This is a genomic window from Enterococcus sp. DIV1224 (assembly GCF_050555455.1).
Classification (GTDB): domain Bacteria; phylum Bacillota; class Bacilli; order Lactobacillales; family Enterococcaceae; genus Enterococcus_B; species Enterococcus_B lactis.
In genome coordinates this window covers 1,650,684-1,675,079 of record NZ_CP187859.1, presented here as the reverse complement: position 1 = coordinate 1,675,079, position 24,396 = coordinate 1,650,684, and the positions used below count along the sequence as shown (strand labels likewise).

Genomic DNA, 24,396 nt, shown 5'->3' with positions numbered 1-24,396 from the left:
GGATGAAATTTGGAAAACAAGGAACAAGCACAACAAGCGGTCTATAAAGAAACGATCGATTCGTTGATGCAGCAAACGCAGAGCTCAACCGATGGATTGAGCACCACGCAAGCGAAGGAAAAATTAGAAAGAGATGGCTTGAACCAGCTAAAAGAAAAGCCGAAGAAGCCAACTTGGAAATTGTTCTTAGAAACCTTCAAAGATGCAATGGTTATCGTATTGCTGATTGTCGCACTGATTCAGATGGTCATGGGAGACTACATCGAATTCTTAGTTATTTTTGCAGTGTTGATGTTGAATTCTATCATCAGTGTTGTCCAAACAAAAAAAGCAGAAGGTTCTTTAGAGGCATTGAAAAATCTTTCAGCACCTGATGCTCGAGTGATTCGTGACGGTAAAGAAAAAACGATTCCGGCAAACGAACTTGTCGTAGGGGATATCGTGTTGTTAGACGCAGGCGATTATGTACCTGCTGATGGACGATTACTAGATGCGGGTTCATTAAAAGTAGATGAAGGCATGCTGACAGGAGAGTCGACTTCCGCAGAAAAAGAAGTAATGGATATCACAAGTACTGTTCCAATCGGTGATCGTACGAATATGGTATTCAGTGGAACGATCGTAACTTACGGACGCGGTAAATTCTTAGTGACTTCAACTGGGAACAATACGGAGATCGGACAAGTTGCTGGTCTTTTGGAATCAACAACTGAGCAAGTCACTCCGTTACAACGAGGTCTGGATAAATTCAGTAAAAAATTAAGTCTGGCTATTTTGGCATTATCTCTACTGATTTTAGGTATCCAATTGTTCCGTATTTATCTTGGAGAAGGTACAAGAGATATGACTGCAGATATCGTCAGCGCAGTGATGTTTGCCGTAGCCGTAGCCGTAGCTGCTATTCCAGAAGCATTACAGTCTATCGTAACAATCGTGTTATCTTTGGGAACGAATAAAATGGCGAAACGTCATGCCATTATCCGAAAACTTCCAGCAGTTGAGACACTTGGTTCGACAAGTATCATCTGTACAGATAAAACGGGTACATTGACACAAAACAAAATGACAGTTGTTGACTACTTTTTAGGAAATGGCGATACTGGAGATTTCACAAACGATCCTTCAAAGTGGACAGCTGACGAACGTCGTTTGATTGAAATCAGTGTCTTAGCGAATGATGCATCAATCAGTGAAGATGGGACTAAATTGGGCGACCCTACGGAAGTAGCGTTTATCGATTTTAGTGAAAAACTAAACCAGCCTTATCAGGAAATTCGAAACAACTACCCAAGACAAGCAGAACTTCCTTTTGACTCAGATCGAAAATTGATGTCTACTGGACACACGATCGATAACGAAAATTACTTATTTGTCAAAGGGGGACCAGATATCGTCTTCCAACGCAGTAAAAAGGTATTACTGAATGGCGAAGTTGTTCCGATGACGGATGAATTGATGAAAAAATTCCAAGAGCAAAATGAAGCTTTTTCAACACGAGCATTACGTGTACTAGCTTTTGCTTACCGTCCACTTGATAATTTTGATTTGTCATTTGAAGATGAAGATGATTTGATCCTTGTTGGTTTGCTTGCTATGATCGATCCTCCACGTGCTGAAGTCACTCAAGCGGTGACAGAAGCAAGAAGTGCAGGAATCAAAACGATCATGATTACTGGTGATCACAAAACAACAGCTGTTGCTATCGCAAAACAAATCGGGATTTTTGAAGAAGGAAACTTAGCTCTGACTGGAACGGAATTAGATGAATTAACAGAAGAGCAACTAAACGAAGTTTTAGAAAAAGTCACCGTTTATGCACGTGTTTCTCCTGAAAATAAAATCCGTATCGTTCGTGCTTGGCAAAATAAAGGTCATATCTCCGCTATGACAGGTGATGGCGTAAATGATGCACCAGCATTGAAACAAGCAGACATCGGGATTGCTATGGGAACTGGTACAGATGTGGCAAAAGATGCAGCAGCGATGGTATTGACGGATGACAACTTTGCTTCTATTGTCAGCGCAGTAGAAGTAGGACGTAACGTGTTTGATAATATCAAGAAAGCTATTTCTTATCTATTTGCCGGAAACTTAGGTGCGATCATTGCGATCATCTTTGCCTTAGTTGCTGACTGGTCCAATCCATTTACAGCATTACAACTGCTGTTCATCAATTTAGTCAATGACTCACTGCCAGCGATTGCATTAGGTACAGAAAAAGCAGAACCCGCTACGATGAACCGTCCGCCAAGAGATCCAAATTCAGGAATCTTTACGGACAAAACATTGATTTCTGTAACGTATCGTGGTGTGCTGATTGGGATTGCTGTTATCTTCGCTCAATGGCTTGGCATGCAGCATTCACCTGAATTCGGTGTAGCTATGTCATTTTCAACATTAATTTGGTGTCGGACATTGCAAACATTCCCAGCACGTTCAAATACACAAACAGCTATCCAAGCAGGGTTCTTCTCTAACAGAAGTGTCTTACTAGCTGTAGTTGTATGTAGCGCGCTTTACTGCTTAACAATGATTCCAGGACTGAAAGAAGTCTTCTCTATCCCATCAGCATTTGGATTGACAGAAGTCTTTACATGTATGGGAATCGCCCTTGTGACAATCATCTTGATGGAAATCACGAAATTGATCATTGTACGAGTACAAGGAAATAAATAAAACGAATCAAGGAGGTTGTGAAATCAGCGTTCTGATCTGAGTATTAGAGAAACAAACGGAAAAATAGTTCCTCATATTTTGCCGTTTGTTGAGCTAATACCGAAGGTCAGCTGATTAAACACCGTTTATTCGGAATAAGGGACTGTGACACGACGTTTGTCACAGTCTTTTTTTATTTATAATAGACGGAAAGCAAAACATTTTTTTATTCATCAAAAGAGATATAATAGTTAAAAGAGGAGAATTATTTATTCCGAAAAGTGAAAATATCTAACAAAAATCAAAAATTTAGAGGGATTCAAATGAATGAAAAAGAATGGGATGATTTTGCGGAAGAATATTATGAAATCCAGCAAGAATCACAAACAACTATTGCAGAAGATGTAAGAAAATATCTGAAGTCGGAGAAAGTCCTGCCTGCTGAAATAGTAGCAGACGTTGCCGGAGGATCTGGCAGATTTCTTTCTTTAGCAAAAGAAGTTAATCACTACGTTTTGATTGATTTTTCTTCAGGAATGTTAGCAAATGCAAAAAAAGAAGCAGAAAAAATTGACTTATCAAATGTTTCCTTTATCAAACGATCATTAGAAGAATTTATCCAATCCAGTGAGACATATGAAGTGGTTTTTACAGCAGCAAACCCAGCTTTGACACATCCCAATCAATTAGAAAAACTGATGAAAAAGTCAAGCAAATGGTGCGTGATAATGAGAGTAGTGGAATCAATCGATGATGTTTTTTATCCTATCGAAAAGCAACTAGGAATGATAGAAGAAGATCCTAATACAACCCCATTTATCATGGATCAATTTGAATCATATTTAATTGATAAAGGATTCAAAGTAAAGAAAAAAGATTTTACTTATTTTGCACAGGAATCAATTACTGAAGAGTGGATGAAGATGTACTATGAAGAGCACGCAAAAGATCCTGTTATGACTAGATATATTCGCAAACTATTCAGTGAAAAACCAGAAATCATCAGTACGACTAGGTTGACCTATCGACTGCTTCTCTGGTCCAAGGACAAAAAAAGATCCCCCCACATTTCGTGAAGGGATCTTTTTTATGCGTGTATTATATTTTGTAATAACGAATATCATTTTCAATTTTTGTAATCGAGAAAGGTACGTCTGATGTATATTCTGCGCTTTCTCCATGTTCAGGAAGCGATTCGCTGAAAATCGTTTCATATTCGTCAACAGAGATTCGTTTTCGAGAATCCAGCATCTCTTGATGAGATTGTGCGAAGAGATATTCTTGATAGTTTTCCTCCAGATAACCTGTAAAAAATTCACTTACTGCACCAGAACCGTAGCTGAATAAACCAATGCGGTCTCCTGGCTGTAATGATTTCGAATTTTCCAGTAGAGAAGTTAGTCCAAGGTATAATGAACCAGTGTAAAGATTACCGATTCGTCGGCTGTAACGAATGCTTTCTTCATAGCGAGCCAGTAGCCGTTCTTGATTTCCTTCATCTGTTTGGTCTAATACGCTTTGCAATGCCTTTTTTCCCATATTCGTATATGGGATATGGAAAGCAATCGCTTGATAATCTTCGAGTCCTCGACCCGATAATTCTTTATGTCGATTCCAAACTTTTTGGAACGATTCAATATACGTAGAATTAGATAAAGGTCCATCAACAACAGGAAATTCACTGTAATCTGGACGCCAGAAATCATAGATATCTTCTGTCAGAAATACGCTGTCGTCTTCAATCGATAAAATACGCGGATTTTGAGTGATCATCATCGCAACAGCACCGACACCTTGCGTCACTTCACCACCGCTTGCCAAGCCGTAACGAGCAATATCACTTGCTATGACTAGTACTTTTCGTTCTGGATGATTTTTGACATATTCTTTTGCCATGTGTAAAGCTGCGGTGCCACCGTAGCAAGCTTCTTTTACTTCAAAAGAACGAGCAAAAGATTGGATTTTTAGTAAATGGTGGATAATTACCGCACTCGCTTTTGAATGGTCAATCCCGGATTCTGTTCCGACGATGACCATGTCGATTTGCTCACGGTCTTTTTCTGTCACGATCTTGCTGGCAGCATTTGCCCCTAGTGTAATGATATCTTCATTCGCACGATTGACTGCCATTTGGTCTTGACCAATACCGATATGATATTTTGCAGGGTCATCTCCACGGCTTTCTGCTAATTCTGTCATATCTAAATATAAATTAGGAATAAAAAAGGAAAGACGATCAATCCCTATTTTCATTTCAACACCTCTTTACTCATGATAAAAAACTTACTTTACTAAAGTATCATAAAAAGATTAAAAGAAATATAAAAAAGCAAATATTTAAGGATTGTTAAAATTTAATCTTAGAAAAAACTAACTGGAACAAGAGCTATTTGTTTTTATAGCAAAGAATGGTATATTTTTGTAGGAGGTGGCTTACTTGAAAGAAGTCGTAATGATAGATGCTGCAAGAACGCCGATAGGAAAGTATCGCGGAAGTTTAAGTTCATTTACTGCAGTTGAATTAGGCACACTTGTGACCAAAGAATTATTAGATAAAACAAAACTGAAAAAAGATAAAATAGATCAAGTAATATTCGGGAATGTCCTGCAGGCTGGTAATGGTCAAAATGTTGCTAGACAAATTGCTCTGAACAGCGGTATCCCAGTGGATGTCCCTGCAATGACAATCAATGAAGTTTGTGGATCTGGTATGAAAGCAGTGATTTTAGCACGTCAACTGATCCAATTAGGTGAAGCAGAGCTTGTGGTAGCAGGCGGAACAGAGAGTATGTCACAAGCACCTATGCTGAAACCCTATCAGTCAGAAACAAATGAATATGGCGAACCAATTTCCAGTATGGTCAACGACGGATTGACTGACGCATTTTCAAATGCACATATGGGATTAACCGCAGAGAATGTGGCAACCCAATTTTCTGTGAGCAGAGAAGAACAGGATCGTTATGCCTTGGCATCCCAATTGAAAGCAGCTCAAGCTGTTGAAGCTGGCATGTTTTCTGAGGAGATCATTCCGCTCAAGATTTCTGCTGAAGACATGTTATCTGAGGATGAAGCAGTTCGTGGAAATAGTACATTGGAAAAATTGGGTACATTACGTACAGTATTCTCGGAAGAAGGAACAGTAACAGCAGGCAATGCTTCTCCATTGAATGACGGTGCCTCAGTGGTGATCCTTGCATCCAAAGAATACGCAGAGAATAATAATCTGCCTTATTTGGCAACCATCAAAGAAGTAGCGGAAGTTGGTATTGATCCAAGCATCATGGGAATCGCTCCAATCACAGCCATTCAAAAATTGACAGATAAAGCAGGAATAGCTTTACCAACGATCGATCTTTTTGAAATCAATGAAGCATTTGCGGCTTCATCTATCGTGGTCAATCGAGAACTACAGTTAGATGAAGAAAAGGTCAATATCTATGGAGGAGCAATCGCATTAGGACATCCAATTGGGGCAAGCGGTGCACGGATTTTGACCACGTTAGCTTACGGATTGCTTCGTGAGCAGAAGAGATACGGGATTGCTTCATTATGTGTTGGCGGAGGTTTAGGCTTGGCAGTCTTGTTAGAAGCGAATACGGAGCAAACACGTGAGGATTTGCAAAAAAAAAAGTTCTATCAGCTCACGCCATCTGAACGGCGCAGTCAATTAGTTGAAAAAGGTGTATTGACACAGGAAAATGCACTGATTTTTGAGGAACAAACACTTTCTGAAGAGCTCTCAGATCATATGATTGAAAACCAAGTGAGCGAAGTGGAAACCCCAATGGGCATTGCACAAAATTTCCAAATCAATGGCAAGAAAAAATGGATCCCGATGGCTACAGAAGAACCATCTGTTATTGCAGCTGCAAGCAATGGCGCAAAAATCTGCGGAAATATCTGTGCAGAAACACCTCAACGGCTGATGCGCGGACAAATCGTTCTATCAGGAAAATCGGAGTATCAAGCAGTGATCAATGCAGTGAATCATCGAAAAGAAGAACTGATTCTTTGTGCAAATGAAAGCTATCCTTCCATCGTGAAACGCGGGGGCGGTGTTCAAGATATCTCTACACGGGAATTTATGGGAAGTTTCCATGCCTACCTATCTATTGATTTTTTAGTGGATGTAAAAGATGCAATGGGTGCCAACATGATCAACTCGATTCTTGAGAGCGTAGCAAACAAATTACGGGAATGGTTCCCTGAGGAGGAGATTCTATTCAGTATTTTAAGTAATTTTGCTACAGAATCGTTGGCTTCTGCCTGTTGTGAAATCCCCTTTGAACGCTTAGGAAGAAGTAAAGAAATTGGTGAACAAATTGCTAAAAAAATCCAGCAAGCAGGGGAATACGCGAAGCTTGATCCGTATCGTGCAGCGACGCATAATAAAGGAATCATGAATGGTATAGAAGCTGTAGTAGCAGCTACAGGAAATGATACACGTGCGGTAAGTGCTTCGATCCATGCCTATGCGGCAAGAAACGGATTATACCAAGGATTAACAGACTGGCAGATTAAAGAAAATAAACTAGTTGGGAAGTTAACAGTGCCTTTGGCTGTGGCTACAGTGGGCGGAGCTTCTAATATCCTGCCAAAAGCTAAAGTATCCTTAGCTATGCTAGATGTCGATTCAGCCAAGGAACTAGCGCAAGTAATGGCTGCTGTAGGGTTAGCTCAAAATCTTGCTGCTTTGCGAGCATTAGTTACAGAAGGAATCCAAAAAGGACACATGGGGCTTCAAGCTCGTTCATTAGCGATCTCAATTGGGGCAGTTGGTGAGGAAATCGAGCAAGTTGCGCAAAAATTACGTGAAGCAGAAAAGATGAATCAGCAGACAGCTATACAGCTATTGGAAAAAATCCGAGAAAAATAAAAAAGTATCTTTAGAGGAAGAAAGCAAGATTTGCAGTTATTTTATTTACTGCAGATCTTGCCTTTTTTTCTTTTACGAGAAAAATGCGTTCATTGTTAGAATATTTTTCTAGCTATAATTAAGTGTGCGCACAAAATAAAAAAGAATGGAGAACTTATGAATAAGAAAAAAACTTACCGTACTACTGAGCATCTGTTTTGGGGTGTTTTTACTAGGTTAAAAGTCCCAATCTCTTATGCCAATATGACTACCGAATCTTGGACAGCTCGTACATATAATCGGAATTGGATGAGTCAGTTAAGAGATGATGTACGTCTATCAGAATTATCTATTCCAGGGACACACAATTCAGCGACAGCAACTTATAGAGGAGGACTCAGTGATTATGTGAGAACACAAAGTATCGACATCCGCAAGCAACTTGACAATGGAATACGTTTTTTAGATATACGTGCCATTGATGGTGTTTTTACGATGCATCACGACAGGTACTATCTAAACCAGAATTTCGGTGATGTACTTAATAAAACAGTGGCCTTTCTTCGTGACAATCCTGAAGAAGTAGTCTATATGAGATTGAAACAAGAATACAGTAGTAAAAATGACCATACATTCAACCATATTCTTAATACACGATATTTACAAGATAGTCGCTGGAGAGATTACTTTTATTATGGAAACGCTAATCCGACTCTTAGCGAGACACGAGGAAAAATCGTCATTTTTCGTAATTTCTTGGGAAATAATGTCGGAATCCCTTATCCGTCAAGTTTTGATATACAAGACTATTGGAATCCAGTGAATCCAAATGATAAACGATGGGCTGTCGAGCAGCAAATTGATAGAGCAAATCAAAGTAGAGGGACGAATGGTGTTAAATATATCAATTTTTTAAGTGCAAACGGATTTTGGAGCGGCGTACAGGGGTAGGCAGCAGTAACCAATCCTTTTACCTATCGTCGTATATTACATAGAAATATCAGACACATAGGAATCGTTCCTAACGATTACCCAAGCGAAAAGCTCGTCAATGCGATTATTGACATCAATCATCGCTTATTAAAAGATACTGAAAGCAGAGGCAAATACCATGGCTATATCGCTTCTATTCAATGTCAAGCAGATGTTTGGAGAGTAGTAGACTAGAATCGGGGAAACAACACAGGGGTTATTTACCATAACCATGGAGGAAGCAATCAAAAGTGGTTCCTAGATTATGATGTTGTGAGTAAATCATATGTGTTGAAAAGTCATCTTGATAGAAATCGCGTGTTATCAGAAAATAATTCTTTCACTGTAGATGTAATGAATCAGGCAAGTATAAATAACCGTGCAAGGTGGCGATTGATACCAACTGGGAAGAGCATGTAAATGGGGATGTTTATTATCTACAAAGTGTTCGGAGCCAACGAGTCTTAACTGTGCAAAACGACATATATTTAGATAATCGTCCTTTGCGTATGCAACCTTTGGAACATGCGCAAAGACAACGCTTTGTCATTCACAGAGAGGACATGCAATAGACAAGAAAAACAAATTGAAAAAAGCACGAATCTATTGTTATATTCGGATATATATTTTTAATATTAACTATTTATTATATGACTAAAAAGGCTGGAATCTTCGATTCCAGCCTTTTGTGACAAATAGAATTTTTATCTATCGGTAATCGCTGTCGCTGCAAATTGTTCAATTAAAGGAATCAAAGTCAATTTGACTTTGTATTTTCGTTCAAGTGCTTTTTCGATGACAAATTCATTTTCAGCAGTCATAGAAATAGTTGCTAACTTACGAGGTTCATCCGCATTTTTTTCATAAATAACTACTTCTTGTTCATTTTGTTCTGTGTAAAATTTAGGATACTCAGCAACAGCTTTTGAAAAATCAGCAAAACTTAAAGCGGCATTCGTATCAGTTGAGCGTGTATTTTCAGTTGTGTCCGCTTTTGGTTCTTCCACTTTTTCTTCTGGCACACTGACTGTTTCTTCTGTCACTGGTGTTGCAACGGTTTGTGCAGTTGGTTCATCGTTTTTCAATCGTTGATCATTCCAGTAAGATACGATCTCAATAAGAAGATTGTCACGGAATCGTTCGAAAATACCGTTTTCTCCCGAACGGATCCGCTTTAATACAGTATTGAAATTATCATCGATAGGCACGTTGATTCGTGTATCTTCATTTGTTTTTCCAGCTAATCCGATCGTTAAGATTTGACGGTTTTTGGGATCAAGCATGACTTGTAATGGCAAACCATAACGTCTCAAGCTTTCATCTTCTAGAGAACGGAATAACTGTCCTCTTACACCATCCAATGAAGGACGGAATTGATTTAATAATTTTTGTTTCTGTTTTTTCTTCATATGTTCTCTCCTTCGCTCATACCCTTTCGATTATAAGAAAAAAAAAGCCAAATGAAAAGGAGTAATGCAAAAAAACTTGCGTATACGCAAATTACAACAGAAAAATTTGCTTATTTTTCCATTTTTTGAAAGAAAAATAAAAAAAAGGAACAGGTTATCTATTCACATAACCTGTTCCAATCTTTTTATCTTTTCGGTATCAAGGCAAAAACAGGTAACTCAGGTGAATAAATGACTTCGTGTTCGTGCCAAGTTGTGACCATTAGTGAATGATCGAACCGTTTTTTTAGCTCTTCGATAATTTGATCATGTGTCCAGTTTCTTGCAGGAAAATGTTGGATCTTCTCTGCATCGATCAAAAAGACAAAATCGGAATGAAAAGTCTGAATGACTTCTTCCGAGAGAGAATTCAAGCGTTCGATTGGATCCATAAAATCACCTTTCGACTTAGAATTGGGTAGTATCTGGGTCTTTTGCCTTGCCAACTACACCATCTAACTGATCAATTTGTTTCATTTCTTCTTCTGTCAATTCAAAATCAAACAGTTCAGTATTTTCTTTGATTCTGCTTGGTGTGACTGACTTAGGAAGAGGAAGGAATCCGTGTTGCAATGACCAACGTAAAGCAACTTGTGCGATCGTCTTGTCATGCGCTTCAGCGATTTGTTTCATTTCAGGTACATCGAAGATTTTCCCAGTGCCTAATGGGCTGTATGCTTCAAGGATCATCTCATGTTTTTTTGCATACTCAACTACAGCTGGCTGTAATTCACCTGGTGCAAGGAAAACTTGATTGACCATTGGCATGATTTTTGCTGTTTTAGCAAGTGTATCTAGATGGTGGGGCAAGAAATTGCTGACACCAATTGCTTTGATTTTACCTGCTTCATACAGTTCTTCAAATGCTCGCCATGTATCTGCGTTTGCTTGTTCCCAATTATCACGAAAAGCAACTGGATTTGGCCAGTGAATCAAGAACAGATCTACGTAATCTGTTTGGAGTTTCTTTAATGATTCCTCAAAAGAAGACATCACAAGTTCATAACTGTGATTGGCATTCCATAACTTTGTTGTTAGGAAGATCTCTTCTCTAGGAATGCCACTTTCCTTAATCGCTTGGCCGACACTTTCTTCATTCTTGTATCCTTGGGCAGTATCGATATGGCGATAACCTGCAGCCAGTGCTTCTTTAACAGAGGAAACAGCGACATCCCCGTCAGGTGTTTGCCATGTGCCGAATCCTACTACTGGAATTTCGTAACCATTTGATAGACGATACGTGCTTGTTAATGAATTCATACTTTCAGCTCCTTTTTTATTCGTTCATCTATAAGTTTAGCGCATTTTCCAAAAAAAAGAATCCATTTTGTTTCTACTATTGAAATTTTTGTTTAAAAGAAAATGATTTTGATTCTGGCATTTTTGATTTTTTTTCCGTAAACTAGGACAGAAGGGAATGAGGAAATGGATATCTATTTAAAAAAAGCAATCCTGCATATTATTGACAGAGAAACGGGTTCGCCGGTCTTTTCACAAAAAGAGCTGGATCTGACAAAAGAATATATTCGTGATTTTCTTCAAAAGAAAATCCAAAAAATCTCTTCTGCCCAAACGAAAACTGGACAATTGGCAGAAGAAAGCATGATCGTTGAATCACTTAAAATCGCTCAAGAAAATTTTGTGGAAGCAAGTGAAGCAATCGTTCAGCGATGGTTCGATATTTACCAAGAAAGTGAAGAGGCGCCAAGTGCAGATGTATTTGTTGTTTTGTATGAATTAGATACAGTGATGTACCTATCTTTATTGAAAGTCAATTATCGTGAGGCTTATACGCATTTTGTTGAAGCAGACGAAGTAGGGATTGACAACCGTTTGATTTTGAACCGAGCAATACTAGGCGCGAAAACACAAAAAGCAGATGAAGCCTTCGCGGTGAACTTGTCCGATTGGACCTACGAATTGATTGAAAAAAAATATGAGTTTTCCGGTAAAAAAGAGCTTTATTTTTCTGGAAGAGTGATCGAAAGTGTTCCTGCACCTTCTTTAGAGGAAAACGTAAAAGTGATCCAAAAAGTAGCCAAGCATCTCGGAAAAAAATTCGAGACAGAAGAATTTGATATCATGGCTGATTTAAAAGAAGCTGTCTATGACACGATAGAAGAAAAAGGACGGTTGGATCATGAGATGATCGCAGAAAAAGTCTTCAAGGAAAACATTACGGCAAAACTGGCTTTTAAAGAAGAAGTACAGGAGCAAGGGTTTGTCCCAGAAGCCCCCCCTGTAAAAGAAGTACAAGAAATTTCTGAGAAAAAATTTGGAAAACAAAAATTTAAACTATCAAACGGAATCGAACTGATTGTACCAGTCGATGTATATCGCAACCCAGATTTGATTGAATTTGTGAATAATCCGGATGGTACGATATCTGTGATGATCAAAAATGTGGATGAAGTATTGAATCGTTTATAAAAGTGACTGGAACATTAGATGTTCAACTACCGATGTTTAGTTGAATGAATGGTCCATGAGAAGGATCTGAAAAGACGAATATAACAAAAAAAGAGTGTGAGACAAAAGTAAAGAACACTTTTGTCTCACACTCTAAACACGTATAAACGGCGGAAGCAGAAGCAACTCCTTCGGAAATAAGCTGAAGTTCACAAGAATTTGAAAAGCAAGTTTCATGAATTTCTTCTTATTTCTTGGAGTTAAACGCTCCTGTCCCAGCCTCTTTTTATCTAATAAAATTTTAAGACCACCGATTATTGATCGATTTTTTCTGCCGCATTTTTAGGGACTTCAGAAGCTTTTATTTCTTCCCAGCTTAATACACCTTTACGAGGATTGACTTTGAGTTGGAGATACGCATTCATCTTTAATGGATGTTCTCTTACTTCATGAAGCGTCACTTGTTTTTTTTCTCCATCTTTGTTATAAGCCGCTTGTTTGTAGGTATAAGTCGTAAATTTTTCTCCATTATCTGTTCGGAAAGCTGACATTTCGCCATTCGTCGTGATTTTTGTATAATAGGCTTCGCCGCCGTAAAAATAATGATAGGCTGCAAAACTTCCGCCGAGAAAGATGCCTAAAACGACAAGTACGCCAATTAATTTTTTCATGTACTTCACCTCTCTTCTTATTATTAACGAAATAGAAGATTTCGTCTATTGAAAGTTGTTGGCGACAGCTGAATTTTAAACTTTTCCTCATTTTGTTCTTATTGCTTCAAAAGAAAGTTAAAGAAGAGCTTGAAGTTTTTCTCAAAAAACATAATTTTTTATTTATAAAAGGTACTTTTTTCGCGTATAAGACAGGCGAGTGCTCTTAGTTGACTTTGACCAATTTTGACGTATAATAAGCTTAGTTTGAATCTTACAAAAAGTAAGCCGGACGTATTCTTTTTGATTTATTCAAAAAAAGACTATAATAAAAAAGTGAGAGCTGAAATCCTTCAGTGATCTATATTATTTAGGAGGTTTGTAAATTATGGCAAAAGAACATTACGACAGAAGTAAACCACACGTTAACATTGGTACAATTGGACACGTTGACCATGGGAAAACTACTTTAACTGCTGCGATCACTACAGTATTAGGCAAAAAAGGCCTAGCAAATCCTCAAGACTATGCTAGTATTGATGCAGCTCCAGAAGAACGTGAACGCGGGATTACGATCAATACCGCACACGTAGAATATGAAACAGAAAAACGCCACTATGCGCATATCGATGCACCAGGACACGCGGACTATGTGAAAAACATGATTACAGGGGCAGCACAAATGGATGGTGCCATCTTAGTCGTTTCTGCAACTGATGGTCCGATGCCTCAAACACGTGAACACATTTTGTTGTCACGTCAAGTTGGTGTAAAATACCTAATTGTTTTCTTGAACAAAGTAGATTTAGTCGATGATGAAGAATTGATCGATTTGGTAGAAATGGAAGTTCGCGAGTTATTGAGCGAATATGGTTTCCCAGGCGATGATACTCCTGTGATCAAAGGTTCCGCATTAAAAGCATTGCAAGGCGATCCAGATGCTGAAGCTGCTATTATGGAACTGATGGATACAGTGGATGAATATATCCCAACACCAGAACGTGATACAGATAAACCATTACTATTACCAGTGGAAGATGTTTTCTCCATTACAGGACGAGGAACTGTTGCCTCAGGTCGTATTGACCGCGGTGCTGTTCGTGTCGGTGATGAAGTAGAGATCGTAGGGATCAAACCTGAAACACAAAAAGCAGTTGTCACAGGTGTAGAAATGTTCCGTAAAACGTTAGATTACGGGGAAGCTGGGGATAACGTAGGCGTACTGTTACGTGGTATCCAACGTGACGATATCGAACGTGGACAAGTACTTGCTAAACCAGGTTCCATTACTCCACATACAAAATTCAAAGCTGAAGTGTACGTGTTGACAAAAGAAGAAGGTGGACGTCATACACCATTCTTTAACAACTACCGCCCACAATTCTACTTCCGTACAACTGACGTTACTGGAACAATCACGTTACCAGAAGATACAGAAATGGTCATGCCTGGTGACAATGTGACGATTGATGTTGACTTGATCCACCCAATCGCTGTTGAAAACGGAACGACCTTCTCCATTCGTGAAGGTGGCCGTACAGTAGGTTCAGGTATCGTTACAGAAATCGAAGCATAAGAAACGTGACTCGAATATTTTGGTAATGAAAAATGTTTAAAATGAAAAGCGGTCAAAACAGAAATCTTGTTTTGACCGCTTTTTTTGTTCTTCAATTGTACAATAAGAGAGGGCAGGAGCCGTACCTCACGCTTTGGTTCAGTCTCTTTTATTTATATTGTGAGTGTTTCCTTACTAACTACGCAGTTTTTAGTACTTTCTTCGTATCCATTTTTTCAAACCATTTATTCTACCTTGTGTCTGCTCAACTGGCGCATTATCAATAATCAGCAAAGCAATCATAACATATGCAATCCAACTATCTCGCGAATATAGGGTGTAGCGTGAGACCCAGTTCGTAGCGTACTTGCTTTTGTATTCTCTTAATCCATGGAAAGAATAAAAATGAGAGCCAAACTCGTAAACCAAGTAAGCAATTCTTTCCTGTAAAAAACTCTTTCTGGAAGTTCCAACATTTGAAAGAGGTGCCATCCCTAAATTGAACCATTGGATATGTTCTTCTTTCATATAAGCAAATAAATGCAGGAACAAGAAATCCATACTGCCGGAAGGGGCTTTTTTGGGATCATATCGCATCAAATCGATCGTTCCTACTTTGTTGTTCGTGTAAGTAGGCATGATCGTCGCAAAAGCGACAATTTCTTCTTGAGTATTTTTGACTACAGCAATAGGCGCTCTTTGTAAATAATCTTCCGAGAAAAAGCCTAAAGAAAAACCTTTTTCTTTTCGTGAACCCAACCAATTATCAGAAATATTTTTGAAAATACTCATTTGCTCAGCAGAAAACGGCGGTTGTAAGACATCAAATGTAAATCCTTCTCGTTCAATTCGGTTCAAGACAGCCCGAGTGCCCTTCATTTTTTTCCCTGATGTTGTAAAACTATTCAGGTCTACATAAGCTTCTTCCCCCATTTTAATGAAGTCATAGCCGAATTCATGCAAAATCATAACGATCTCTTCGCTTGTTTCGTAGAAAACAGGTAAATAACATAATCGGTCTGTCTCTTCGATGAAAGCTTCAATTGCTTCTGGAAAATCTTCTTTCTTACCAGAAGGATCGCCCATTACGATGCATTTATTATTGAAGCAAGCGAATTGGAGAAGCACAGTTGGTTCACCGTCTTTTTCGTAGGCAAACATCCGCTTGTCTTTTAAGAAGATCAATTGACTGTCGGAGTTTCCTCCATAAGTTGTGAGGATCTTCAGTGCCTTTTCTTCATTAAAGGCTTCGCCAATCTGTTTCTTTTCTCCTTGAAGAAAATGGACAAATAAAACGATCATGAAGCTAACGGCGATAATGGCCAACAACCCTGAAAACCAAATCTTTTCAGAAGGGAATAAGAAAAAGGAAATAAAATGGTGACGCCGATGTGGAAAATCAGGCAGATTGTATACACCAATAACGATATAAAGCAATGTCAATGCACCGATAATGATTCCGTCAATCGTACGCCATTCCCACGAATAGATGAGTTGTTCCCGAAACAGTTCGTTTTTGGACGCAAGAATGATCAGAAGCAGAATAGACAAGAAAATCACCGGTGTGAAGCTAAAATCGCTTAATAAAACATAAAACAAAGCGAGTGCGATCAAGAAAATTGTAGGCAGATAGGCTCGTTTTACGCGTGCAGCGATCCCTCTCCCCATAACAATCAAAAGAAATCCTAATAATATACTAGGAAATTGGATAATAAAGTGGAATTTCAATGGGTTCAAACTATGAAGCCAGCGAAACTCTGTAAAAGCTTGCGGAATAGTGGCAGAAAGTACCAACATGATTCCAGAAAAGTATAAGAGGACAACCACGATTTTATGCGCGATTTCTGTTGCTAACTGCTTAGGGATCCCTGAATAACGTTGATCAAAAGTGGAACCGATATTTTTGAAGAAAAAGACGATTCCAATCAAAAACGGAATGATGTAGTAGAACAGACGATAAAGCAAGATCCACACAACGACTGTTTCTCTTGGCACACCAATAGCAGATAATCCGATAATCATCATCACATCGAAACTGCCGATCTCGCCAGGAATCATAGACACGATCCCTATCACTGAAGCAGCAATGAATAACGGAATCGTTTGCCACAGATCGATTCGGATTTCCATTAGGTAACCAACAGAAAGAAAACTGAACAGGACACCAGACCATTCCAATAATGAAACAAGCAAGAGCTGTCCTTGCGTTTTAAGTGAGGTACCACCAAGGAATCCTTTCTTTTTGAAAGTAGTGAATAAAAAGACAACAGGGAAATACAGACCACCGCCAATCAGCCATATCCAATATTGCTTCAAGAAAGGAGCAACTGGCGTGAAGACTACAAGTAAAAAAGAAAGCAGACTGTAAATAGAAAGTCCAGCCATCAAAAACAAGAAAACTTTCGATAATGCTTGGATCACGTTTCTGCTCTCTTTCTTTTGTCCATATAGTTCAGAGCGAAGCCCCACACTAACAAACCCGCCGAAACCGGCAATATTGTTGATTGTATTGATCAGCCAGCTTGTCTCAAACAAGTAACGAGGATTCTGCTTTTGTTCAAGCATCCGATTCAAAATAATATCATAACCAATCATAGGTAACACAGAGACAAGACCAATCAACAGCATAAGTCCGCTTTTCCAAATAGGTATAGTGGCAAACGTTTCTCCTAATTGCTGGATAGATAGAGTCTTACCGATGGACATCAATTCACCGACAATAATGACAATGACAGAAATCAAAAAGATTGTTTTGAACAGTCCTAGATGGTTTTTCAGCCATTGTATGGTAGTTTTTAACAAATAAATCACCTTCTATTCCTAATAATTATGTTTCAGAAAGAAATTGAAGAACTTCTCGGTTGAAGCGTTCAGGATCTTTTCTAGCTAATTCATGTCCTTGTTCTTTTACAAGTACAAAAGAAGCTTTTGGTATAGTTTTAGCTATATACAGAGAATGTTTCAGCTTGATCACATCTTTTTTTCCTACAATAATCAAAGTTGGGGAGTTGATTTTTTTTAAATCATTTTCTGTAAGGCCGATATCATGCAGCAATAGTTTAATAACTAACAGATTTTTGCGAAGGCTTGGGCGAAATAAAGAGAGCAACCATACCCATGCATAATGAAAATTGCTGATGACTCTGGCAGAAAAACGAACGCCTTTAACTAGCGTGTTTCCAGAATTTAAAATCAATCGATGAACTTTTTGAGGAAAGCTGCTGGCAAATACCAATGCCAAATTTGCGCCGTCGCTAAATCCAAGAAAATCTGCCTGATTGATTTCTTCTAGCAACATAATCGTATTCAGATCCTCAGCCATCAAATGAAAATTCAATATAGATGCTTCATTTGTTGAACGGCCATGTCCTCGGCTGTCTACTAGATAAACAGTATAGTAGCGTTCAAGCACGGGAACCTGTTCTGAAAAAAAGCGGCCGCTGCCATCATTGCCATGCAGTAAAAAGAGTGGGAAGCCTTGACCACTCTTTTCATAATAAATTTCGCTCCCGTCTGACATTTTTGCATATTTCTTTTCTTTTTTCACATAATCACCTACTGTGTAAAGTATAACGATTATAACAGTCATTGGGCAATCGTTTTTACTGAAAAACAACGATCATTTTCGTAAGATGATAAAAAACACAGGAAAATTCATTTTTTCTTAAGGTGTACACAGAATTTAAGGAAGAAATAGCCAAGAAGATAAAGAAATAGTAAGATAAAAAAGATGTCAAAATAACTAGGTGATGAAATGAAGCGAAAACGATTATCTATTATCCGTATTCTTTTTTACATGATCCTTCTAACGGTCATTGGTGCGGTGTTGTTTTTAGGAGGAAGAACTTATCGCTCAGTAAAACGGGTGGAAAGCTATCAAATAGAAATAACGACAGCTGCAAAAAATTATCATATGGAAGCATACGAAAAATTGATCAAGGCAATAATCTTGACCGAATCAAAAGGAAAAGGCACAGATCTCATGCAGAGTTCAGAGAGTTTGCATGGAGAAGCCGATATCATTGATAATCCAGCTGACAGTATTGATCAAGGGGTCAAATATTTGGCGGAGATGATAATGGAAGCAAAAAAACAAGGATGTGATCTGTGGACCGCTGTCCAAGCGTATAATTTTGGGAAAGATTATATTGCCTATGTAAAAAATCATGGCGGAGAAAACACAGTAGAACTAGCAGAAGCGTATTCTAAAGATGTGTTAAGCCCGCTTTTAGGAAATGAGGAAGGAAAACAGTACCGATATTGGCGAATCCAGTCCTTGCTTTACAACGGCGGCTATCTCTATCATAATGGAGGTAACATGTTTTATCCTGATATTGTCAAAATGAATGAAAAAATAATAGAGACTTATGAAAAAGTCTTTAAATAAACGAGTAGGAAATATCCAAACATAATAAAATGAGTTGAAAGAAGGAGTGCGCAAGTAGTGGAAAAAAGGCAAAAAATAGAAAATCAAAAAGTGGGGTACACAACCAAAGATTGGATGTTGCGGTTTGTGAAGGGAATGTTTATCGGTTCAGGATTTATCTTGCCGGGGGTCAGCGGTGGTGCATTAGCAGCTGTTTTTGGCATGTATGAGCGACTGATTTCTTTTCTAGCCCATATCACAAAAAATTTCAAAGAAAATGTTTTGTTTTTCCTGCCTGTTGGTCTAGGCGGAGTGACAGGCATCTTTTTACTTTCTTTTTTAGTCAGTTTTTTATTAGGGGCGTATGAAACAACAATATTGTGGTTTTTTGTTGGGTGTATCGTCGGAACTGTTCCTGCCTTATGGAAAGAAGCAGGAAAAAAAGGACGAGATACTTCTGATGTGATCATCATGGTTGTTACTTTTGTTCTGGCTTATTTGTTTTTATTATACGGTGCTCGATTATTTGATGGACAAGTCGATCAGAATTTTGGGACTTGGCTGATCGCCGGTGGATTGATTGGTTTAGGGATGATTGTCCCAGGATTGAGTCCTTCTAATTTTTTGGTATATATGGGATTGTACAAAGCGATGGCTGACGGATTTAAAGAAGTTCGGTTTGAAGTCATCTTGCCGATCGGAATTGGTGGGGTTCTTTGTGTCCTTGGCTTGTCAAAAATCATGGATTATATTTTCTCAAAGGCATACAGTAAGCTATTCCATTTTATTTTAGGCGTCGTTTTTGCTTCAACGATTATGATCATCCCTACTGATTACGCGGGATTGGGAGTCGCTGGCGTGCTAGCTTGTCCTGTTCTTTTTGTAGCTGGTACAGCACTAGGATGGTGGATGAGCCGTTTGGAAGAACAATATAAGTAAAGATAGTTCGATAATAAAAAAACAACACACGGGTGATTCATACAAAAAAGATCAGCATCTTTTTCGTAAGAATCATTCGTGTGTTTTTCTATAAATTTTATAAAAACAAGTTGTTTTTAACCTTGGAACACGCTAGACTTAAACACGTGATTATTTTTGAAAGTTGGCGGAAAATGGAGAAAAAGAAAATGAATGGACTTACACAGCAAGAAGTAGTTCAAAAAATGGCTTCTGGCCAGCAAAATGACTACCAGGAAGATGCATCAAAAAGTACAAAGCAAATATTCAGCGATAATATATTGACGTTATTCAATTTTCTGAACTTCGGTATCGGGATTTGCCTGTTATTTGTAGGTGCTTATTCCAACATGGCATATTTAGCAATTATTATCGTAAATATCGTTATTGGAATTTATCAAGAAATACATGCAAGAAATCTTGTACGGAAATTATCGATTGTTTCCCAATCAGAAGTACTAGTGATTCGGGACGGTAAAGAACAATCGATTTCTACTAAAGAGCTGGTATTAGGAGATTTGGTAAAAATCGGAGCAGGAGAACAGATACCAGCCGATTTGCAGGTCATATCAGGACGGGCAGAAGCAAATGAAGCTCTTTTGACAGGTGAATCTGACTTGATTGTCAAAGAAGCTGGAGCTGAATTGCTTTCTGGGAGCTTTTTGACAAGTGGTTCTGTCATGGCTGAAGTCATCCGAGTAGGGGCAGATAATTATGCTGTCCGCTTGACTAGCGAGGCAAAAACCCACAAAGCTATTCATTCTGAACTTGTAGATTCGATTCGTAAAGTATCCAAGTTCACTAGTTTCGTGATTATTCCTTTAGGGATCATACTATTTTTGGAGGCACTGTTCATTCGCGATGCTTCTATCAAGATTTCAGTTATTGCCTCTGCAGCAGCTTTGTTAGGGATGCTTCCAAAGGGATTAGTATTGCTGATAAGTATTGCGTTAACGACAGGTGTAACAAAACTGGCAAAAAAACGGATTCTTGTTCAAGACATGTATTCCATTGAAACACTTGCTCACGTCGATACATTATGTTTGGATAAAACAGGAACCATTACTGAAGGGAAAATGAGTATCCAGCGTGTAGAAGCATTACATCCGCTGTATGAAAAAGCTATTCCAGAAATTATGGGAACGTATCTTGCAGAAAGCAGTGATAACAACATCACCATGCGGGCGATGAGAGAGTATTTTGAGCTTTCTAATCGTTATGATGTAACAAACAAAGTCGCATTTTCTTCTGATCGCAAATGGGGTGCGATGGAGTTTCCAGAATTAGGAGTCGTATACGTAGGAGCACCTGAACGCTTGGTGGAAGAAGATCGGCTGCCAGATAGTCTAAAAACAGCTCAAGCGAATGGCTATCGCGTACTTATGTTGGGGATTGCTCCAAATCAGCAATTAAACGAAGAAAACCCCACGTTTGTTGAGCCAGTTGCTCTGTTTGAAATCGATGACCCAATCCGAAAAAATGCGCCAGAAACACTAGCTTATCTTCATGAGGAAGGCGTTGACCTGAAAGTAATCTCTGGAGATAATCCATTTACTGTCTCCAATATTGCCAGACGTGCAGGATTACCGAATTACGATGCGTATATCGACCTTTCTCAGATTACTGAAGAATCGGACGTGCGAGAAGCTGCACATCAATATACCGTTTTTGGTCGAGTGAGTCCTCAGCAAAAGAAATTACTGGTAAATGAATTGAAAGATAGCGGCAGAACGGTTGCGATGACAGGTGACGGCGTAAATGATGTTTTGGCATTAAGAGAAGCAGATTGTAGTATCGCCATGGCAGAAGGTGACGGAGCGACACGTCAAATTGCTAATCTGGTATTGTTGGACTCTGATTTTACGACATTGCCAGAAGTCCTGTTTGAAGGACGTCGGGTAGTCAACAATGTGACGAAAGTCTCCGGTATCTTTTTCATCAAAACGATTTATTCTTTTATTTTATCGATTATCTGTGCCGTTACAGCTATTGGATTTCCATTTATCCCTATCCAGATTACGCTGATTGATTTGGCGATTGAAGGGTATCCTTCCTTCTTTTTATCATTTGAACAAGATAAACGCAAAATCACTTACCGTTACTTGCCTACTGCACTTATCAACGCGTTGCCGAATGCCTTGCTTGTAGTAGTGAATATCATAGCAGTGTATCTACTTGGAAAAACGTTCGCGTGGGGAAGTAGTGAAACCACTACGTTGATGTATTACTTGCTAATTGGAATCAGCTGCATGGCAGTTGTAAAAGCTTGTTATCCTTTCAACCCGTTGCGAATATTCTTAGCAGTAACGACAATCGTAGGGATATATGTAGCTGCGATGCTGTTCCACGGAATTTTGGAAGTAAACTTAGGTTTAGGAGAAACCATAGGATACTTCGTTATGTTCATGATCATAAATATTGTCCTTCGATTATTGTACTGGAAGGCTGATATTCAAAATCAGCTACTGAAAAGAGTAGCAAATTGATGCTTAATTAAATAGAAATGTGTTATACTTGAAAAAGAATTGAAATATGATACAATCAAGCATGTATAATTGTGTCCTTTAAAATCGCACTGATTTCAGTTAGTGCGATTTTTTACCGGTTATTCTCCTGAAATATCTTTTGTTAAAACGAAAAGATATCAATAAAGCAGGGGGTGGAAAAATGGCTCAACGGATTCCTCAAGAAGTTATCGAAACGGTACGCAGTCAAACGAATATCGTTGAGGTGATTGGACAATATGTCCAATTGAAAAAGTCTGGTAAAAACTACTTAGGGCTGTGTCCTTTTCATGAAGAACGCACACCATCCTTCTCTGTTGCAGAAGACAAGCAGATCTTTCATTGCTTTGGTTGCGGCAAAGGCGGAAACGTGTTTACTTTTCTTCAAGAACTAGAAGGACTGAGTTTTCCAGAAGCAGTGATAAAAGTAGCAGATTTCGAACAGATTCCGTTGGAAGATCAATGGCGTCAGCGAACGGTAGCTGTACAAAATCCTGAATCTGCTACAGGAAAATTGATTGCTGCTCATGAAAAAGCAGCGGAAATCTATCATCACATGCTGTTGCATACAAAAGCGGGACAGCCAGCCTTAGAATATTTGCAAAGTCGTGGGTTGTCTTTAGAATTGATTGAAGAATTCAATATCGGGTTTGCGCCTAATGAACGCTCGTTTCTTCAGCAAGTCTTCAAGAATGAATCATTCTCAAATGAATTGTTAGAACGTTCTGGATTGTTTGTCACACATGATGATGGCCGTCTGTCGGACCGTTTTTACCAAAGGGTGATGTTTCCCCTTCGTAATCCTCAAGGCCAGACAATCGGGTTTTCAGGACGCTGGCTTGCACCTGAAAAAGGGCAGGAAAAAGATCAGCCCAAATATTTGAACAGTCCGGAAACAGAATTGTTTAATAAAAGACAAGTTTTATTTAATCTTGATAAAGCAAGAAGCGATATCCGAAAAAATGGAGAAATCTTGTTGTTCGAAGGTTTTATGGATGTGATTGCTGCATGGCAGGCTGGTATCAAAACTGGATTAGCTTCCATGGGAACAAGTCTGACAGCTCAACAGATCCAGCAAATGGAAAAACTGACGAAAGAACTGGTTTTTTGTTATGACGGAGATAACGCAGGTTTTGAAGCAACCAATCGAGGGATTGAATTGCTTCGGCAAAATAGTCGCTTAGGACTTTCGGTCGTAGTCGTTCCAGAAAAGCTTGATCCTGATGAATATCTCCGTAAGTATGGGGAAGCATCTTTTCAAGAATTAGTGGCTCATGGGCGTGAAACAGTTTTTACTTTTAAATCACGTTATTTGAAACAAGGGAAAAATTTAGAGAATGAAAAAGACAAAATCGAGTACCTTGAAGAATTATTAGTTGAACTTAGCCGAGTCGTTTCACCAATTGAACAAGATATGTATTTATCGCAGCTGTCCACAGAGTTTCAGGTCAGCAGAGAGACGATACAAAAACAATTGCGTGAGCTCCGAAGAACAAATCAGCAAAATCGTCAAGAACCTCAGGAAAACCAACATACGCAGACCAAGAGACAAGAAACTGCACGGAAGAAGAGACCGTTGACGCAGGTAGAAAAGGCAGAGCAGATTCTGTTGTACCGCGCATTTAAAGAAGTTTCTGTCCGCAATATTCTAAAAGAACGAGAATTTCAGTTTATCCACGACGCATATGCAGAAGTTTATTTTTTATTCGATGCATATGTCTCACAACATTATGAATTCAACCTTGCAGAGTTTTTAGACTTTTTGCAAGATGAAAATTTAAGGCGGTTGGTGGTGGAGATCGAATATCTACCGGTGGCAGAAGAAAGTTCGCCACGGGAAATCCAAGACTTGCTAGATGTGATCAGCAAATCTGGCTTAGCTGATGAAATAACATTAAAAAAACAAATGCAGCAAGAAGCCAGACGTACTGGGAACAAACAGCTTGAGCTTGAATTGACGATCGAAATCATCAATTTAACGAAACAGTTAAAACAAGCCAAATAGCTACTCAAGGGGGGCCT

The 24,396-nt window shown here is 38.8% G+C and carries 17 protein-coding genes; 10 read left to right on the top strand and 7 right to left on the bottom strand.

Annotated features, from left to right (window positions below; all coding sequences use genetic code 11):
• Positions 1-9: 9 nt before the first annotated feature.
• The gene (locus tag IGK53_RS08110) at positions 10-2,676 is read left to right on the top strand and encodes a cation-translocating P-type ATPase (RefSeq protein WP_002329091.1); all 2,667 of its coding nucleotides are present in this window, start codon (positions 10-12) and stop codon (positions 2,674-2,676) included.
• Positions 2,677-2,978: 302 nt separating this feature from the next.
• Entirely contained in the window at positions 2,979-3,731 is a 753-nt protein-coding gene (locus IGK53_RS08105) for a class I SAM-dependent methyltransferase (RefSeq protein ID WP_002290119.1), read from the top strand.
• A 22-nt stretch (positions 3,732-3,753) separates the two neighbouring features.
• Here IGK53_RS08105 and IGK53_RS08100 read toward each other — a convergent pair whose 3' ends face one another.
• Positions 3,754-4,908, bottom strand: a complete 1,155-nt coding sequence (locus IGK53_RS08100; RefSeq protein WP_002290120.1) for a hydroxymethylglutaryl-CoA synthase — start codon at positions 4,906-4,908, stop codon at positions 3,754-3,756.
• Positions 4,909-5,092: 184 nt separating this feature from the next.
• Between IGK53_RS08100 and IGK53_RS08095 the strand changes: the two genes are divergently transcribed.
• Positions 5,093-7,534, top strand: coding sequence for a hydroxymethylglutaryl-CoA reductase, degradative (locus IGK53_RS08095; RefSeq protein ID WP_002335591.1), 2,442 nt, complete (start codon positions 5,093-5,095; stop codon positions 7,532-7,534).
• 156 nt (positions 7,535-7,690) lie between these two features.
• Positions 7,691-8,464 carry a phosphatidylinositol-specific phospholipase C gene (locus tag IGK53_RS08090; RefSeq protein WP_002290124.1) on the top strand — a complete coding sequence of 258 codons (774 nt, stop codon included), beginning with the start codon at positions 7,691-7,693 and terminating at the stop codon, positions 8,462-8,464.
• 725 nt (positions 8,465-9,189) lie between these two features.
• Here IGK53_RS08090 and IGK53_RS08085 read toward each other — a convergent pair.
• The 3 genes from IGK53_RS08085 to IGK53_RS08075 all read right to left on the bottom strand — a co-directional run bounded on the left by IGK53_RS08085 (position 9,190) and on the right by IGK53_RS08075 (position 11,193).
• Complete coding sequence (locus IGK53_RS08085) at positions 9,190-9,894, bottom strand: hypothetical protein (RefSeq protein WP_002290126.1); 705 nt, start codon at positions 9,892-9,894, stop codon at positions 9,190-9,192.
• 185 nt (positions 9,895-10,079) lie between these two features.
• Entirely contained in the window at positions 10,080-10,325 is a 246-nt protein-coding gene (locus tag IGK53_RS08080) for a hypothetical protein (protein ID WP_002290128.1), read from the bottom strand.
• 16 nt (positions 10,326-10,341) lie between these two features.
• Positions 10,342-11,193 (bottom strand): aldo/keto reductase, encoded by an 852-nt coding sequence (locus IGK53_RS08075; RefSeq protein ID WP_002290130.1) that lies wholly within the window; start codon positions 11,191-11,193, stop codon positions 10,342-10,344.
• Positions 11,194-11,358: 165 nt separating this feature from the next.
• Here IGK53_RS08075 and IGK53_RS08070 point away from each other — a divergent pair, with 165 nt between their 5' ends.
• Complete coding sequence (locus IGK53_RS08070; RefSeq protein ID WP_002290131.1) at positions 11,359-12,363, top strand: nucleoid-associated protein; 1,005 nt, start codon at positions 11,359-11,361, stop codon at positions 12,361-12,363.
• 293 nt (positions 12,364-12,656) lie between these two features.
• Here IGK53_RS08070 and IGK53_RS08065 read toward each other — a convergent pair whose 3' ends face one another.
• Entirely contained in the window at positions 12,657-13,013 is a 357-nt protein-coding gene (locus IGK53_RS08065) for a YxeA family protein (RefSeq protein WP_002290132.1), read from the bottom strand.
• Between the two features lie 367 nt (positions 13,014-13,380).
• Here IGK53_RS08065 and tuf point away from each other — a divergent pair, with 367 nt between their 5' ends.
• The gene (gene tuf / locus IGK53_RS08060) at positions 13,381-14,568 is read left to right on the top strand and encodes an elongation factor Tu (protein WP_002289463.1); all 1,188 of its coding nucleotides are present in this window, start codon (positions 13,381-13,383) and stop codon (positions 14,566-14,568) included.
• Positions 14,569-14,757: 189 nt separating this feature from the next.
• Here tuf and mprF read toward each other — a convergent pair whose 3' ends face one another.
• A complete protein-coding gene (gene mprF / locus IGK53_RS08055) occupies positions 14,758-17,349 on the bottom strand; it encodes a bifunctional lysylphosphatidylglycerol flippase/synthetase MprF (protein ID WP_002290133.1) in 2,592 nt (863 codons plus the stop codon).
• 25 nt (positions 17,350-17,374) lie between these two features.
• On the bottom strand, positions 17,375-18,136 hold the full coding sequence (locus IGK53_RS08050; RefSeq protein WP_016628932.1) for an alpha/beta fold hydrolase: 762 nt from the start codon (positions 18,134-18,136) through the stop codon (positions 17,375-17,377).
• Positions 18,137-18,301: 165 nt separating this feature from the next.
• On the opposite strand from IGK53_RS08050, the gene IGK53_RS08045 reads away from it, so the two are divergent.
• The 4 genes from IGK53_RS08045 to dnaG all read left to right on the top strand — a co-directional run bounded on the left by IGK53_RS08045 (position 18,302) and on the right by dnaG (position 24,379).
• Positions 18,302-18,934, top strand: coding sequence for a lysozyme family protein (locus IGK53_RS08045; protein ID WP_002290135.1), 633 nt, complete (start codon positions 18,302-18,304; stop codon positions 18,932-18,934).
• Positions 18,935-18,991: 57 nt separating this feature from the next.
• A complete protein-coding gene (locus IGK53_RS08040) occupies positions 18,992-19,852 on the top strand; it encodes a DUF368 domain-containing protein (protein ID WP_002290136.1) in 861 nt (286 codons plus the stop codon).
• Between the two features lie 188 nt (positions 19,853-20,040).
• On the top strand, positions 20,041-22,356 hold the full coding sequence (locus tag IGK53_RS08035; RefSeq protein ID WP_002329094.1) for a cation-translocating P-type ATPase: 2,316 nt from the start codon (positions 20,041-20,043) through the stop codon (positions 22,354-22,356).
• Between the two features lie 181 nt (positions 22,357-22,537).
• Positions 22,538-24,379, top strand: a complete 1,842-nt coding sequence (gene dnaG, locus IGK53_RS08030) for a DNA primase (protein WP_002290141.1) — start codon at positions 22,538-22,540, stop codon at positions 24,377-24,379.
• The last annotated feature ends 17 nt before the right edge of the window (positions 24,380-24,396 follow it).

Coding starts and splice junctions, on each gene's coding strand:
- tuf (WP_002289463.1), top strand. CDS start 13,381: ATGGCAAAAGAACATTACGACAGAAGTAAACCACACGTTAACATTGGT.
- IGK53_RS08050 (WP_016628932.1), bottom strand. CDS start 18,136: ATGACTGTTATAATCGTTATACTTTACACAGTAGGTGATTATGTGAAA.
- IGK53_RS08035 (WP_002329094.1), top strand. CDS start 20,041: ATGAATGGACTTACACAGCAAGAAGTAGTTCAAAAAATGGCTTCTGGC.
- IGK53_RS08075 (WP_002290130.1), bottom strand. CDS start 11,193: ATGAATTCATTAACAAGCACGTATCGTCTATCAAATGGTTACGAAATT.
- IGK53_RS08065 (WP_002290132.1), bottom strand. CDS start 13,013: ATGAAAAAATTAATTGGCGTACTTGTCGTTTTAGGCATCTTTCTCGGC.
- IGK53_RS08105 (WP_002290119.1), top strand. CDS start 2,979: ATGAATGAAAAAGAATGGGATGATTTTGCGGAAGAATATTATGAAATC.
- IGK53_RS08090 (WP_002290124.1), top strand. CDS start 7,691: ATGAATAAGAAAAAAACTTACCGTACTACTGAGCATCTGTTTTGGGGT.
- IGK53_RS08045 (WP_002290135.1), top strand. CDS start 18,302: ATGAAGCGAAAACGATTATCTATTATCCGTATTCTTTTTTACATGATC.
- dnaG (WP_002290141.1), top strand. CDS start 22,538: ATGGCTCAACGGATTCCTCAAGAAGTTATCGAAACGGTACGCAGTCAA.
- IGK53_RS08085 (WP_002290126.1), bottom strand. CDS start 9,894: ATGAAGAAAAAACAGAAACAAAAATTATTAAATCAATTCCGTCCTTCA.
- IGK53_RS08070 (WP_002290131.1), top strand. CDS start 11,359: ATGGATATCTATTTAAAAAAAGCAATCCTGCATATTATTGACAGAGAA.
- IGK53_RS08080 (WP_002290128.1), bottom strand. CDS start 10,325: ATGGATCCAATCGAACGCTTGAATTCTCTCTCGGAAGAAGTCATTCAG.
- IGK53_RS08100 (WP_002290120.1), bottom strand. CDS start 4,908: ATGAAAATAGGGATTGATCGTCTTTCCTTTTTTATTCCTAATTTATAT.